Annotated in this window: 9 protein-coding genes and 1 tRNA gene; 7 read left to right on the top strand and 3 right to left on the bottom strand. The window is 53.6% G+C overall.

The annotated features are described in order from the left end of the window. Nucleotides 1-299 precede the first annotated feature (299 nt). From dauA to I6L46_RS08145, 6 genes are all read left to right on the top strand, one after another. Nucleotides 300-2,036, top strand: a complete 1,737-nt coding sequence (dauA, locus tag I6L46_RS08170) for a C4-dicarboxylic acid transporter DauA (RefSeq protein WP_216977845.1) — start codon at nucleotides 300-302, stop codon at nucleotides 2,034-2,036. Between the two features lie 183 nt (nucleotides 2,037-2,219). Then, a tRNA-Ser gene (locus I6L46_RS08165) sits at nucleotides 2,220-2,307 on the top strand. A gap of 83 nt (nucleotides 2,308-2,390) precedes the next feature. After that, nucleotides 2,391-3,674 carry a tyrosine-type recombinase/integrase gene (locus I6L46_RS08160; protein WP_254203142.1) on the top strand — a complete coding sequence of 428 codons (1,284 nt, stop codon included), beginning with the start codon at nucleotides 2,391-2,393 and terminating at the stop codon, nucleotides 3,672-3,674. Nucleotides 3,675-3,934: 260 nt separating this feature from the next. After that, complete coding sequence (locus I6L46_RS08155) at nucleotides 3,935-5,086, top strand: site-specific integrase (RefSeq protein ID WP_216977844.1); 1,152 nt, start codon at nucleotides 3,935-3,937, stop codon at nucleotides 5,084-5,086. Nucleotides 5,087-5,169: 83 nt separating this feature from the next. After that, nucleotides 5,170-6,138, top strand: a complete 969-nt coding sequence (locus I6L46_RS08150) for a site-specific integrase (RefSeq protein WP_216977843.1) — start codon at nucleotides 5,170-5,172, stop codon at nucleotides 6,136-6,138. A gap of 569 nt (nucleotides 6,139-6,707) precedes the next feature. Beyond that, entirely contained in the window at nucleotides 6,708-8,060 is a 1,353-nt protein-coding gene (locus I6L46_RS08145) for a virulence-associated E family protein (protein ID WP_216977842.1), read from the top strand. A gap of 624 nt (nucleotides 8,061-8,684) precedes the next feature. Here I6L46_RS08145 and I6L46_RS08140 read toward each other — a convergent pair. Continuing rightward, nucleotides 8,685-9,701, bottom strand: coding sequence for a GlxA family transcriptional regulator (locus I6L46_RS08140; RefSeq protein ID WP_216977841.1), 1,017 nt, complete (start codon nucleotides 9,699-9,701; stop codon nucleotides 8,685-8,687). A gap of 122 nt (nucleotides 9,702-9,823) precedes the next feature. Between I6L46_RS08140 and I6L46_RS08135 the strand changes: the two genes are divergently transcribed. Beyond that, a complete protein-coding gene (locus I6L46_RS08135) occupies nucleotides 9,824-10,714 on the top strand; it encodes an MBL fold metallo-hydrolase (protein ID WP_216977840.1) in 891 nt (296 codons plus the stop codon). Nucleotides 10,715-11,430: 716 nt separating this feature from the next. Here the strand turns inward: I6L46_RS08135 and I6L46_RS08130 are convergent. Both I6L46_RS08130 and mprF read right to left on the bottom strand, forming a co-directional pair. After that, the gene (locus I6L46_RS08130) at nucleotides 11,431-12,153 is read right to left on the bottom strand and encodes a virulence factor (protein ID WP_216977839.1); all 723 of its coding nucleotides are present in this window, start codon (nucleotides 12,151-12,153) and stop codon (nucleotides 11,431-11,433) included. 11 nt (nucleotides 12,154-12,164) lie between these two features. After that, a complete protein-coding gene (gene mprF, locus I6L46_RS08125) occupies nucleotides 12,165-14,714 on the bottom strand; it encodes a bifunctional lysylphosphatidylglycerol flippase/synthetase MprF (RefSeq protein ID WP_216977838.1) in 2,550 nt (849 codons plus the stop codon). Nucleotides 14,715-14,801 lie beyond the last annotated feature (87 nt).

Raw genomic sequence — 14,801 nt, 5'->3', positions numbered from 1 at the left:
ATCAACCTGATGATGCCAGTATGATGTCGCGAACGTGCTGGTAATACAGTGAGGCTCAAATGGTAATCTTTGTGGCAAAAAGGGGGAGAGCAGGAGCCAAGATCGGCGATTTGGCGGCAAATAGGCCAAATAACGGGTGAGCGCGCGTTTCATTGATCCTGCCCATCGAAAAAATGGCCGGTCTGGAGTAAGGTTACGCAGGATACCATCGCCGCGTCGACAGCCCTGCCGGCCCTTGATGATGATCGGGCGCCGGATCTCTCCGGCCTTTATCTCCCTCTTCTGGTATTACGATATACATGCACAAGCAAGCCTCTTTAAATAGCGTGAAGTTCGCCATAGCCTTACGCCAGTCCTGTATTGATGAACCCTACAGCATGGCCCGCTTCGGCCGTGATCTTATCGCCGGTGTGACGGTGGGCATCATCGCCATCCCGCTCGCCATGGCGCTGGCCATTGCCAGCGGTGTGCCGCCGCAACACGGTCTCTATACCGCCATCATCGCCGGTATCGTGATCGCCGTGACCGGTGGCTCCCGTTACTCCATTTCCGGCCCGACCGCTGCCTTTGTAGTGATCCTCTATCCGGTCGCCCAGCAGTTCGGGGTCGGTGGTCTGTTGATGGCGACGCTCATCTCCGGCCTCTTTCTGGTGGCGATGGGAATGGCCCGTCTTGGCCGCCTTATCGAGTACATTCCCCCGTCAGTGACGCTGGGCTTTACCGGTGGTATCGCCATCGTGATCGCCACCTTGCAGATCAAGGACTTCTTTGGACTGAGCGTGCCCGAGATGCCGGAAACCTATCTGGGCAAGGTCGAAGCGCTGGCCGCCGCCCTGCCAAGCTGGCAGTGGGGCGATACCCTGGTGGGGGTCGCAACGCTGGCCGTGCTGCTGCTCTGGCCGCGCCTGCGTTTGCCGGTGCCCGGCCACTTGCCCGCGGTGCTGGTCGGGGTAGGTCTGGGTTTTGGCCTCCATTACTTTGGGGTGGATGTGGCCACCATTGGCAGCAAGTTCAGCTATACCCTGGCCGATGGCACCCAGGGGATGGGGATCCCGCCCATCGCGCCGACCCTGGTGATGCCCTGGGCCTTGCCCGGACCTGATGGCTTGCCAGTTGAATGGAACCTGGCGGCTGTTGAGCGGCTGCTGCCTGCCGCCTTCTCCATGGCGATGCTGGGGGCGATCGAATCGCTGCTCTGCGCCGTGGTGCTCGATGGGATGACCGGTCGCAAACACAGCTCCAATGCCGAGCTGGTGGGGCAGGGGCTTGGCAACATCTTCGCCCCCTTCTTTGGCGGCATTACCGCTACCGCTGCCATCGCCCGCTCTGCCGCCAACGTGCGTGCCGGCGCTACGTCCCCCGTCTCGGGGATCGTCCATGCGCTGGTGGTGCTGGCCGCCATTCTGGTGCTGGCCCCTTGGCTCTCCTGGTTGCCGCTCTCGGCAATGGCTGCCTTGCTGCTCATCGTGGCCTGGAACATGAGTGAAGCGCACAAGGTGGTGGAGCTGATCCGTCGCGCGCCCAAATCCGATGTGCTGGTGCTGCTGGTCTGCCTGTCACTCACCGTCATTTTCGACATGGTCATCGCCATCACTTTCGGGGTGATCCTGGCGTCCCTGCTCTTTATGCGCGAAATCGCCAAGATGACCAAACTGCACGATTTGGCCGAGCACAAGCGCTATGCCCATGAGGTGCCGGACAACGGCCTGCTCTACAAGATCAACGGCCCGCTCTTCTTCGCAGCGGCCGAACGGGTCTTTGCCGAGCTGGAATCACAAGTGAAAGGACACAAGGTGCTGGTGTTGCAGATGGAGGCGGTTTCCATCCTCGATGCGGGCGGCCTGTCAGCCTTCCTCCACTTTGGCAAGCAGATGGCTAAAGCCGGTGTCGAGTTGCGGGTGGCCGAGTTGCAGTTCCAACCGCTCAAGACCCTGGCCCGTGCCAAGGTGCGGCCGCAGCCCGGCAGGCTGGAATTTTACGGCTCGCTGGAAGAGGCGCTCAAAGGTGAACATTTGCACGAAGCGGCAGTAAATTGATTGAAAGGGATACGAAACGGCATATTTTTGGTCACTTGGTTCGGATATTGAGCAAACGAACGCAAAAAGTAAAAAATTGCATTGACCAAAAGCCATCATATCCCTTACATTACGCCCCGTCGCCGCGGCATGGTCCGCCAGCGAATGTGCAGCTCAAGCACATAAAGCAGTGAGCAAAAATTTGGTGAGGTGTCCGAGTGGCTGAAGGAGCACGCCTGGAAAGTGTGTATACGGCAACGTATCGAGGGTTCGAATCCCTCCCTCACCGCCAAATATAACCCGTTGAATTTCAACGGGTTTTTTCATTTCTAGACTTACGTGATTTTTTTCCTGGATCAACTGGGTGGAACAATCATGTATCTGAGTAAAAATGCCTCCGGCACCTACTACACTCGTCTCCCGCTGCCTAAGTCATTACGTGACCGTGGCTTGCCCTTCGCTATCCGTACTTCCCTTTGCACCAAAGATAGGCAGCTCGCTGTAGACCGAAACCTGGCTGTGGCAGCTCGTACTCGCGCACTTATCGCAGCTACCCCTGCTGATACTTCCCCTCGCAGTTTCTATCGCTGGATCCGCGCCGATCTTGACGCTTTCAAGGCTGCGGGGTTCATCCCTCCTCAAACACCTTCCACACCTCGTGAACCTTCTGTTGATGCCTCAGCTTGCCCCAGCAGTGGGATCACGCTCAGTCATGCACTGGCGAGATTCATCGAGACTAAAGCCAGTGAGGGGATCCAGCACAAGTCGATGGGCCAGCTCCAACTTCGGATCAACGCCTTCGTCACCTGGGCCAAAGGCGTCAAAATCGATGAGGTGACGCCCGCATTGGCACAGACGTACCGTAATGCCCTATTGCGCAAATCTGAGCTCAGTTTCAAAACCAAAGGGGATTACTTAGCCGCACTCAAACAGTTCTTCCGCTGGTGTGTGGCCTTGGAATATTGCGCGCGCAACCCGTTCGACGGACTCACCGCCGGTAAGAAACCCGTCACGCGACGAGCCGATGAGGAGCGTATCCGCTGGCAGCGCCCTCAACTGGCCCAACTGTTTGCGAGCCTGCGCAGCAAACAAGCTCAAAAGGGCAAAAGACTGAAAATCCAGGATTGGTGGGTGCCGCTGCTGTGTCTTTATGGCGGACTGCGGCCCTCCGAGGCTTGTCAGCTAAAAACCCAAAACATCAAACAGGTAGACGGCATCTGGTGTCTGGTGGTGGAGGCCGGTGAAGTCGGTCAAGCCCTCAAGACCATCAACGCCTATCGCACAATTCCACTGCACCATGCGCTGATTGCGCACCAATTCCTGGACTATGTGTCCCATCGTCGCCACCAAGGGCAGACGTTCCTGTTCGATGACAAACCGTCAGGCAAGGATGATGATTGGTCACATAACCTTGTGTGTCGTTTTCAGCGTCATCTCAATGATGCAGGTATCATCGGCAAAGGCCGCCCCACCATTTACGGGCTGCGGCATACCTTTATCGATGAGTTGCAACAGGCCGATGTGGCTGAGCACATCGTGGCGGAATTGGTGGGTCATAGCAAAAAGGGGCTCACGTTTGGGCGCTACGGCAAGCGACTAGGTATCGCGTTGCTGCGAGAAAAAATCGAGTCAATCCCCAGCGATTTAGTCGAATTTTGAATATCAGGCCAAATAGGCATTTGAGTGGGTGAGGTATACCCACTCACGTGCTTGCCTGGCAAAGTAACATGTTGATTTTCATCATTAAAATAGTGTGACAGGCTTCTGCTGTTACTGGTCGTTAATTTGACAATTTATTTATTTCAAATATATTTAAAATTGACATTAAATTAGTTTTTGTTAGGTTTCACTTTTTATTTGACTTGGTTTTTGCTGAATGTAATCCTGCGCAAAATTATAATAACAAAAACAGGGTGCACATGAAAAATAACAACAATCTAAAATCAGATCCTCGTGAAAAAACGTTCAAAACCGCAGTAGAGGAACACCTGAACATAAAATATCAACAGGTATCAGACGCAACCTATGATGTTTTGTGTAGAAAGGCCTGGCAGCTTATCCGTAAATGGGGAAAAAAGAAGCTGGTTGATATTAATGCAACCGACATCGAAATGTATATTGCCAAACTGCTAAAACGCCTCAAAGGGAACACAGTTAATCAATATATTGACATTATGCGACAGGTATTTAACAGGGCCTATCGAGATGGCATTATAAAAATCAATCCGATGTGTCATGTCAAAAATTGTCGATTTGAGGTGGTAGAGCCTCAGCCATTCCTGCAATCAGAGATCCAGTTATTTATTGCACATCAACATATCAACCCTATTGGTGCAGCAATAATCCAGGTTGGTATTTCCACTGGACTGCGGATCAGCGAATTGTTGGCAATTAGCCGTGAGGCTATCGACCTGGATAAACGCACACTGCGTGTTGATCTGGCCCTGGTAGATGGTTGCTATAAAACGCCGAAAACCAAAAGCTCCTGCCGAACAGTCGAGTTGACTGTCCCCGCGGTGCAGGCACTGTGCACCCTTCTGGAGCATGCTAGGCATCGCAAAGAGAAAGCTATTTCGGTCATGTGTGCTGACAATCGTACGCGGATCAAACTGCGCCGGACTTTATTAGCCTATTATCCGGATAAGCGACGTCAATACATCAGCGTCGATGAATTCAGAGAGGATTTTTTTGAGCCGTTTTGTGCCACTGCGGGCGTTGCCTACCGAGGGCCATCGCAATTTAGACATACCTATGCCAGTCAACTGTTGTCCGCAGGTGTTAATATCGAATGGATTGCCAAACAGATGGGGCATACAAGTACCGCAATGATAAGGCGCCATTATGGAAAATGGTTAGTCGAGGATGCTGCGGATTTCAAAACATTAGCCGAAAACGCGCTTGCTCGTTGCTTCCGCCTTAATGAGAAGCAGACTCTGGTTTCGGCCAACAACTCAGAACTTGACATGACTAAATTAATTGCCGACCCAAAAATTCAGCAATATTTATTAGGGCTGGTTGCTCAATCAATGAAAAACATACATGTTGGTGAACCGCATTCTCAATCAGATTAGCGATAACTACTGTGATTCATATCGATATATTATTGATTCGATAATACGTTAAATAAGGGCCGTTAAGAGCCTAAGGAATAAAAATGGCTACAGAAAAAACAAAACTAGAATACGAAAGGTTGGCAAAACATTTCTATCTTCGCCTTGAAAGAAAAAACATCAAGGTTACAGCTAAAAACATTTCAGATGAGCTGTTGGCCTGCGCGCCTGAATATCGTCCTGACTACTGGCGTCGCCTGCGTGGAGCACTTGTCTATCATCAAAAAAATCTGGGTTATGTCGAGGCCGCTGAGCGCATTATGGGATTACGTAATCCAGTCACGGCTCAAGGTAGCAATACTCCAGTTAAGAAAAAGCAGAACAGGGTTAAGAGCATCAATCCTGCTGACCAAACCGTGCTGATCGATTATTTCAACGCGCGGAATGATATAAGAATGGTTGCTGCGATAATACTATTTTCCTACACTGGTATCAGGCCCACTGAACTTGCTGACATTACAGTAAATGGCGATAAAGTACGTATTGTGGGGGCAAAAAAGAGCCATAATGGTATTCGTGGTGCAGACAGGACTCTGCAATTTGAAGGCGTTGACCCTCGCTGGTTAAGCTCAATAGTCAAAGAAGCACAGTTCGCCAATATTAAATCGTTGCAAGATAAACTTCGCATTGCAGGAAAAAATTTATGGCCGAAGCGCAATCATCTCCCTACATTTTATAGTTGGCGTCATCAATTGGGGTCAGAGCTCAAAGCCTCCGGAATGGACCGCGTACAAATTGCCTATTTGATGGGACATCAGGCCACAGCCTCAGTTAATCGTTACGGAAATCGAAAATCAGCAAGAGGAGGACGTTTACCGAGTTGTCCTGCTGATGCTGACCCGAGCCACATTAGAGTGACTCACAACGTGCCGTCTGCGGATAATAAAAGCTATATCCAGCCAAATACACCAATAATGGTGGTTGAGCCAAGTGAGGAATCAAATGTTAAGCGAAAAGGAATGGCTTCATTTATAAATAGAGACAAATCAAAAGATGATGGTTTCTCGCGGTAATATTCTCAATCTTCACTCATCAAAAATAGTCATACTCGGACATATAAACACCTAATGATGGTTTTCATTGGCGTGAAAAATATAACATGTAGCGCTTACGGATGCGCACGTAAGTGCGCCATGAAAAGAGTCGTAAGTACGCAAAGAATACAACCGTAAGTATGATTTAAAACACACCGTAAGCACGGCTGTTGAAAACCATACTTACGCACGTAAGTATGGGGGTGTGTCGAGGTTACGAGACCGGAACCCCCGTAGGTTGCGCAGCGACCGGAGTGGGGTGGAGAACCCTTTTTTATGGATGGTATGAAGCGGTCAATATGGGATGACGAAGGAGGCGGGTATAGGGGTCAAGGTGGAGTCTGACTCGGGACGAGGAGGAACAACCTTGACGCCTATATCTCGGTGACGGTCATCCCATATTGATGGCGCAATACCATTCATAAAAACGGTTTGAATTTAATTGAGTGGAGCCATGTATGTTTTAACTACCCCACGCAATTAAAAAGTAGAAAATGGCAGAGGTTATATATAACAACAATCAGGTGATAACACCGAGGATAATAAAAATGAAAAATAATAAAAACAAAACAGCGGGGCATGATATTTCGTCATATGACGGTCAGAAGGACGGTGCTGCCACACAACAGGTGCAGCAGGCTGCCAGGTCGGTGATGCAGGGTAAACTGCTGACTCTGCCGGATATGAGCCCTACTGGCCGCCCCATCAAAACCAGCTCGAATTTGTTTGCTCTTATCACATTCAACGGTTGGGAGCCACGCTACAACCTGATGACGGGTGAGGCAGAACTGGCTAATGCGGATGGTGAGCGTCTGGGAGGCTCTGAGGCGGGTCAGCGATCCGCGCTGGTTGATGCCTGCCAGTTGGCAGGTGTGCCGGATGCCGTGATTGAGGAGCACCTGATCGCAATTTGTGAGCGCCACAGTTATCACCCTGTGCGTCAGTGGCTCGAACGTGGGGCTCCGTGGGATGGGAAACCGCGCATCGATGCGGTGATTGCTACCCTCAATCCTGCTAATCCCGTCTATGCGGGGGCGGTATTGCATGCATGGCTGGTTGGGTGTGTCGCTGCACTCTATCAACCGCGCTGGTACTCGAAATTGGTGCCTGTGTTGGTGGGGGCACAGTCCTATCGAAAAAGCGCCTGGGTGAGCCGTCTGGCTACTGTGGTGCAAGGTTCGACCCTTGATTGTGCCATCAATCCAGACAAGCCTGATGATGTTCGTCGCGCAGTGTCTGCATGGGTTGTGGAGCTGGCTGAGCTTGAGAGTACGACCCGACATGAGGCGGGTAGCCTCAAGGCTTTTTTGACCCGAGAGAACGACAGCTATCGCCTACCCTATGCCCGCTGCATGACCACCAAAAAGCGCCAGACTTCCTATATTGCCACGGTCAACGGGACGGATTTTCTCAAGGATACAACCGGTAACTCCAGATTTGCTGTTATCGAGTTGGCTGCGGCAGCTGATGTTGAGGGCCTGAATTCGATCCTTGGATGGAGCTGGAGTGCAGGCCGTTTGTCCCAGACAGACCCTGAGCAACTGCGCCAGTTTTGGCTGGAGGTAAGGGAGCGCTATGAGTCAGGAGCAACGTGGTTTCTGGATGATGCAACAGCTGCACTAGCTGCATCGGAAAACGATGCTCACACAGACAAGGGTCCATATTATGAGGTTATTTACCACCACCATCTATCGCGTCCACTGGCCTCATCTGAATGGCTCACGGCGAGCGGGCTGTGCGCCCGCCACGGTGAGAGGCTGAGCATGGCGAGTAGTTGGGGTAAGGCACTCCGGTTGCTCGCGAGCGAGGGCAAGCTCCAGAGCCGCAGGGTGCGTTCTAATAGGACCGAGTACCTGCTGCCCGTCGATAGCCCCAAAGAGAAGGGTAAAGCCGACAAGTGACTCTTAAGCCCTGCCGATAAGGCGGGGCTTTTTCTGCCCGTCTATTGGGCAAATGATTAATTGGTTAAGTGCATGTTAAGTGGTTTTTCTAGCTTCTTAACCAGCCTCAAACCCTCGCCATTACTGACCTACAGTGGTTTTTGGTTAATTGATTAAGGTGATTTATATATAAACACTGAGTAAACCTTGATAAGAGCCCATCCAGCACTCACCACGCTTCATAGCAACTTCACTTACTCAGCTTAACCATCATTACTTCAAACGCAGTCATGGCAAGGGTTTGAGGCTGATTAATGGGAGATTTACTCGCTTGACCTGCATCCAACCAGAGCAACCCATGACATCCTATAAAGAATACCGATCACCACCACAACTCGGCAGGTTAATTAGGGCTTGAGGTTGTAAAACACAGGGGGCTCTGATTGTTTTATTGCCGTTGAATTCTCAACGGCAGATTAGCCATATCAACCCGATCAGATATACAGGACATTAATCGTCGAGTCCCTTTAAAAGGCTCGCACCTCCCCCAAACACAACAAAAGTATATAAAAACAGCACCACCTCTACAAAATTTCAGCATCTGAACCTTTAGCTCCAACGCGAAACAGGCAGTTGAACATGTGTTTACGATTGAACAGACGACTTGGCAGAACGATCCAGCTCTTGCGTCTCCGCCTCAGGATTCATTTTACGAAAGAACATCCGTCGATAGTCAGAGGGTGACGTGCCTAACTGGGCACTGAATTGTTGCCTTAACGATAAGGCTGTCCCGAAACCGGCTTCACCTGCGATGCATTCAATCGGCAAATCCGTCGTTTCCAATAGCGCTTGTGCTCTGGCAACGCGCTCAGCATTCAACCATTGGGTGACCGTACTGCCAGTGGCGTCGCGAAACCGGCGAGTAAAGGTTCGCCGGCTCATCTTTGCCCTTTCAGCCAGAACATCCAGCGACAGAGCATCGGCCAGATTCTGCCTCGCCCATATCAGCACATCGGACAGATTAGTCTCGGTGGCAAGTCGCGGGACGGAGTGTTCAACATACTGTGATTGTCCCCCCTGCCGATGTGGAGGGGTCACCAGAAGCTTCGCAGTGCGATTGGCCGTTTCAGCGCCGTATCGCTGCATCACCAAATGAAGGCAACAGTCAATCGCGGCTAGGGTTCCTGCGGAGGTCATGATGTTGTCGGTACTGGCGTAGAGCACCTCGGGCCGAAAACGTGCCTTCGGAAACCGTTGTGCAAACGTCTCTCGTGCGAGCCAATGCGTCGTCGCCTCTCTCTCATCAAGTAAACCGGCATCGCCGAGCACAAACGCGCCCAAGCATAACCCCACGATCAGCTTGCCTTGGACATTGGCGAGTTTCAGCGCTTCAACCAGCGCTGTTGATGCGACAACCGAGGGATCACTCCAGGCAGGAATGACGATGACATCGGATTTATCCATGAGCCCAAGCCCGTGCTTGACGGTGATGGCGATACCCTGATCGCTCTCTACCATGCCCGGTACCTCAGCACAGTAGCTGATTTCGTATCGCGGTTCATGCTGAGCGGTTTGAACGGTTCCGAATACGAGTCCTGGTACGGAGAGATGAAACAAGCTCACACCATTGAAGGCGAGTACAGCAACACGTATGGCGGACATAGGTTAGATCCTGCTTGATTACCAATGGCCCAATTATATCGAAATATGTCATTTTGGCCACTTTTGAACGTATGGAGATTAAGCAAAAATGACCACCTCGAAACGTCAATAGGAACAATCACATGAAACTCAACGCTCTTCCCCTCGTACTCTCCATTGCTTTTGGTGCAGTCACCGCCCCGGTGTTTGCAGGAGAAAGCGACACTCAGGATTCCACTTCAACTCATAAAGTTGAAATGCAGCAGGTTCGTAATGCGACAGTGAAAATCACTTACGCAGGCACGACCTTCCTGATCGATCCGATGCTGGCTAAAAAGGGCACTTACCCTGGGTTTGAAGGTACCTATCGCAGCAACCTCCGCAATCCGATGGTGGAATTACCCGGATCGGTAGAGGACGTCATTTCCGGTGTTGATGCGGTCATCGTTACTCATACCCACCTTGACCACTGGGACGATGCCGCACAAAAAGTACTGCCAAAAGACATTCCGCTGTTTGCACAACATGAGGCTGATGCACAACTGATCCGCTCTCAGGGTTTCAAGAACGTACGCGTACTGACTGACAAAGCTGAATTTGGCGGAGTTAAAATTACCAAGACCGGTGGTCAGCATGGCACAGACAAAATGTATGCCGATCCCACTCACGCACAACTGCTTGGTGAAGCCATGGGCGTCGTTTTTCAAGCGAAAGGTTATAAGACCCTTTACTTGGCCGGTGACACTATCTGGCGTAAAGAGGTTGACCAGGCCATTGAGACATATAACCCCGAGGTCATCGTACTCAATGCCGGGAAAGCAAAATTGATCGGGTACGAAGGTGCGATCATCATGGGCGAGGAAGATGTGCTGCATGCATCACAGGCTGCGAAAAATGCAAAAATTGTTGCGGTGCACATGGACGCAGTCAATCACATGTCCTTGACCCGTGAAGAATTGCGGACCTACGTCAAGAAGCAGGGTATCGAGAGCCGCGTTGATATCCCGGAAGACGGTGAGTCGCTGGCGTTCTGATGTAAATCACATGGCACTGAATGACGTCGCTAGTTAATGATCCCCAAAGGATTCGGTGCTCGGTTAGGAGTGGGTTATTCAAAAACCCACTCCTGAACACCCTGTTTGAGTGGCCAACACACGCCCTGTCTTTACACCAAATCAATCGGATAACTTGACTGGGGATCGTTTATGGACTTCGCGATGACGTGAATAGACTCGTCATTCAGAGATAACCATAACATGATCTCGATAGTCAGAAAGCCTGCTCAAGTTCTTGACATTCCAGAGTTTCTCTTTATAAAGGATATAGAAAGCTCATGGCAATAGCTTGAGTCAATTGAGATGTTTTTATGGTCGGCAATGCCTGCGTAAGTAATTGAATGTAAAGGTTATGTTTGTGTGGTGATATGTAAGAACGAGGGTTCGAATCCCTCCCTCACCGCCACATTGCAAAGCCCTGATGGAAACATCAGGGCTTTTGTTTTATGGCGCAATCCCGAGCGGTTGTCAGCATAGGACTGCAAATCTTCGTTCTTGATAGCGCATCTGGCTGAACCGCTTGGGCAATCGTAGTGAAAAGCCTCGGTGACTTTGACGCCACGGCCAACCCATTGGTCGATCCTTTTAAAGTTTCCGCCCGATTCAGTACCAGGGCCTCTCGCAAGAGAGGCCCTTTTCATTGCTCGCTGATTTGCCCTGCTCGGTACTTGAAAGGCATTCCGTGGTGATACCGGTTAATGCTCCACAGTCAGCGGATCCGGGGGTAGGTTCAGATGCTTGGTGATGGCCTGATAGAGCTGGGGGTAGTTATCGTCAAAATGATGTCCTCCCGGCAGGGTGATGCTGGTGACGTTGGGTTGGTTGAGACGGGGGCAGAGGCGGTCGCCGTCATCGTCATCGGCTCCTTGCAGGCAGAGCATCGGCAGATCGCGGATGGTCTTCACCTGCGGTTCGGTCGGGTAGCTGCGGGTCTTGTGGGTCAGCATGTCGCTGACGTGGATCTCGAAATCCGAGCTGGTAGAGGGGGAGAGCATCACGGCCCCGACTAGTCCCTGACGATAGTGCTCCGGCAACCGGTTGATAACGAAGGGGGCAATCTCTGCACCAAACGAGAAACCGACCAGTAGCCAGTGGGGGCGCTGCCAGCGGGCCTGATAATCATCGAGGATCCGCTCCAGATCGGTGGTCACCTGCTCCGGGGTTTTCTTCTTCCAGTAGTAGGTGAGGGAGCTCCAGCCCACGACCGGCATGCCGTGCAGCTGAAACTGGGCGCTCAGCCCCTTGTCGAGGGCCGCCCAGCCACCATCGCCGCTGAGAAAGATCACCATGGGGGCGTCGGATGGCTGCTTGACCGGCAGCTCAATCAGGCTCAGGTCATCCTTGACCGGGGCGGCGTGCGCCGCAAAAGATGAAACGGGCAGTACGAGACTGAGTAACAGCAATATCAAGGCTCTCATTGGCCATGCTCCTATTTCTTGATCAGCCCCAGCGGGCCGCGGCTAATCAGGGTGATCAGGTGAGTCAGGGTTCTGGGCAGTACCAGCTTGCTGCTGCAGAGCAGGTAGCGGGGTTCCCAGCGGGGCGAAAATTTCTCCTTGTAGCGTCTGAGCCCCTGGAAGTTGTAAAAGCGGCTGCCGCGCACAAACAGGGTATTGCCAAGGCGGGCCCAGTAGCTGCCGAGCGGGTGATCGTTGAAGCCGGACATGGGGGCCATCCCCAGATTGAAGCTGGCGTACCCTTGCGCCTTGCCCCACAGCAGCAGCTCGACAAAGAGAAAATCCATGATGGGGGCGGTGCCGGTATCCAGGCTGTAGCGCATCAGATCGATGGAGAGCATCTCCTTGTTATCGCTCACCCAGAGGTTGGCAAAGCCGACGATCTGCCCCTCGTGCCACACCAGTGCAGCCGGGCTCAAGGTCAGGTAGTCAGGCTCGAAACGGCCGACCGAGAAGCCCTTCTCCTTGCCCATCTTGCTCTGTAGCCAGGTATCGGAGACGGTCTGCAATCTGGGCAGCAGGGGGGCCACGGCACTGGCCTCGACCACCTCGAAGGTCAGTCCTTCCCGTTTGCCCTTGGCGTGGCTCTGGCGCAGGTTGCGCAGCCGGCTGCCCGCCAGATCGAAGGTGGCCAGATCGACCATCGCCTCTTCACCGAGCTTGAAGGGGATCAGCCCCAGCTCCAGATAGAGCGGAAGATAGCGGGCCGAGACCTGATAAAAGACCGGGTTGGCGTCGTGCTCGTCGCACCGCTCGCGAAATTGCCAGAGCAGCTCTTCGATCTGCTCGGGGCGGCCGACCGGATCCCCCATCACAATCCAGCTGTTGCCCTCGATGCCATACATCAGGAAGGCGTTACCGGCGGGGTGGAACAGCAGGGACTTGTCCTGTAGCTGGGCCAGATAGCCGTGGATCCCCCCTTCACGCACCACCAGTTCGTGAGCGCGCGCCAGCGTCTCCTTGTCCGGCTTTTCACCGACTACGCGCAGCGGTGCAAGTAATTGGGCAACCCCGGCCACGGCCAGCACGGCCACCACGCTCCCCATGGCGCGCAGGCCGCGGGCAGCCCCGCCGTGGGGCGAGAAGTGGAACCAGAGGGCGTGGTCATACTCCACCTGACGGTAGGAGAAGAGCAGCAGCCACAGCGCTCCCAGCAGCACGGCGCCGACCGAGATGAGCCAGCCCGGGGTGTACTGGGGATAGAGCAGCGACCCCTTGCGATAGAAAAGAGAGCGGCAGGGAGTCATGATCAGCAGGAAGCTGCCGAGCAGCAGGGCTGACTCCCAGTCCCCCCCCTTGAGCAGGGAGAAGGCGATACCCAGAGCCAGCAGCAGCTGGGTGATGCGAAACGCGGCGTCGTGACGGCGATAGAGGCTGCGAGCCAGCAGGATCAGGAGGATACCGCTCACGCTGCCGAGCACGTGGGAGAGCTCGAGCAGGTGGAGCGGCAGCACTTGCAGCCACACCTCGATGTGGCTGCGCATGGTCGGGATCATACCCGAGCAGAGCAGCAGGCTACCGGCGGCGAAGGTGCCCATGCTGATAAGGGCAGGCAGAAATTCGCGCACTGCGCTCATCAGCCCCTGTAGCCGCTGCCAGCGCGCTTTTTGTTGCAGCATCTCCTGACTCGCAAAGAGCAGCAGGGCACAGAGAAAGGGAAGCAGGTAATAGATGCAGCGATAGAGCAGCAGCGAGGCGAGCAGCTTGTCGGTTGGCAGATAGTTAGCCAGCAACAGGCTCATGCTCGCTTCGAACACCCCAATCCCGCCCGGCACGTGGGCCAGCACCCCGAGGAAGCTGGCCAGCACGAAGGCACTGAGCAGCACGGGGTAGGGGACGCTATCGGCGGGCAACAGCACAAACAGCACGGCAGCGGCGGCCATCCAGTCAGCCAGCGCGACCAACAGTTGCAACAGACGAACCTTGAAGCCGGGCAGGGTCAGCGTGTGTTTCCGCCAGGAGAGACGTGGGGCGGGCCAGCAGAGGTAGCTGGCCACCAACAGCAGAGCCATGACGCCCGTCAGCCTGAGTAGGGTATCTGCCCATTGCGGCCAGTCAGGCAGCAGCTGTGATACATCGCAGGTCAGTAGGGCACCACCTCCCCACGCCAACAGGCCGAGGAAGAAGGTGATGGAACAGAACAGCACCACTCGGGCTACCTCACCGGTCGCCAGACCGAGGGCTGAGTAGAGCCGATAGCGTACCGAGGTGCCGGTCAGCAGGGCAAATCCCAGGGTGTTGGAGAAGGTGTAGGCGATAAAGGAGGTGATGCTGACCTGTTGCCAGGGAAGGCGTTTGCCCAGCGCATGGAGCGCCATCATGTCATAGCTGCAGAGGCAACCATAACTGAGCAGGGTCAGCAACAGGGCGCCCGCCAGTCGCGGCAGGGGTTGGGACCAGATGGCCAGACGAATATCGTGCCAGTGCCATGCCTGAGTCAGGTGATACAGCACGGTCAGTGCGGTGCCGAGCAGCAGCAAGCTGTACAAGGGGCCGAGCCATTTAAGCAGATGACGCCACATGCCATGTTCCTGTGGTCATTGACCGTTTCCCGCAAAGGGGGAGCCGGGTCGTGGATCCGGTTTGGACGAGGGAGGCGCTCGTCAGGA

The organism is Aeromonas sp. FDAARGOS 1416, assembly GCF_019048085.1.
GTDB classification, from domain to species: Bacteria; Pseudomonadota; Gammaproteobacteria; order Enterobacterales; family Aeromonadaceae; genus Aeromonas; species Aeromonas veronii.
Note: the sequence above shows the minus strand (reverse complement) of the source record. Positions and strands in the feature narration are given on the sequence as shown.

Excerpts from the sequence above, each read along its gene's own strand:
- dauA (WP_216977845.1), top strand. The coding sequence starts at position 300 with ATGCACAAGCAAGCCTCTTTAAATAGCGTGAAGTTCGCCATAGCCTTA.
- I6L46_RS08160 (WP_254203142.1), top strand. The coding sequence starts at position 2,391 with ATGTATCTGAGTAAAAATGCCTCCGGCACCTACTACACTCGTCTCCCG.
- I6L46_RS08155 (WP_216977844.1), top strand. The coding sequence starts at position 3,935 with ATGAAAAATAACAACAATCTAAAATCAGATCCTCGTGAAAAAACGTTC.
- I6L46_RS08150 (WP_216977843.1), top strand. The coding sequence starts at position 5,170 with ATGGCTACAGAAAAAACAAAACTAGAATACGAAAGGTTGGCAAAACAT.
- I6L46_RS08145 (WP_216977842.1), top strand. The coding sequence starts at position 6,708 with ATGAAAAATAATAAAAACAAAACAGCGGGGCATGATATTTCGTCATAT.
- I6L46_RS08140 (WP_216977841.1), bottom strand. The coding sequence starts at position 9,701 with ATGTCCGCCATACGTGTTGCTGTACTCGCCTTCAATGGTGTGAGCTTG.
- I6L46_RS08135 (WP_216977840.1), top strand. The coding sequence starts at position 9,824 with ATGAAACTCAACGCTCTTCCCCTCGTACTCTCCATTGCTTTTGGTGCA.
- I6L46_RS08130 (WP_216977839.1), bottom strand. The coding sequence starts at position 12,153 with ATGAGAGCCTTGATATTGCTGTTACTCAGTCTCGTACTGCCCGTTTCA.
- mprF (WP_216977838.1), bottom strand. The coding sequence starts at position 14,714 with ATGTGGCGTCATCTGCTTAAATGGCTCGGCCCCTTGTACAGCTTGCTG.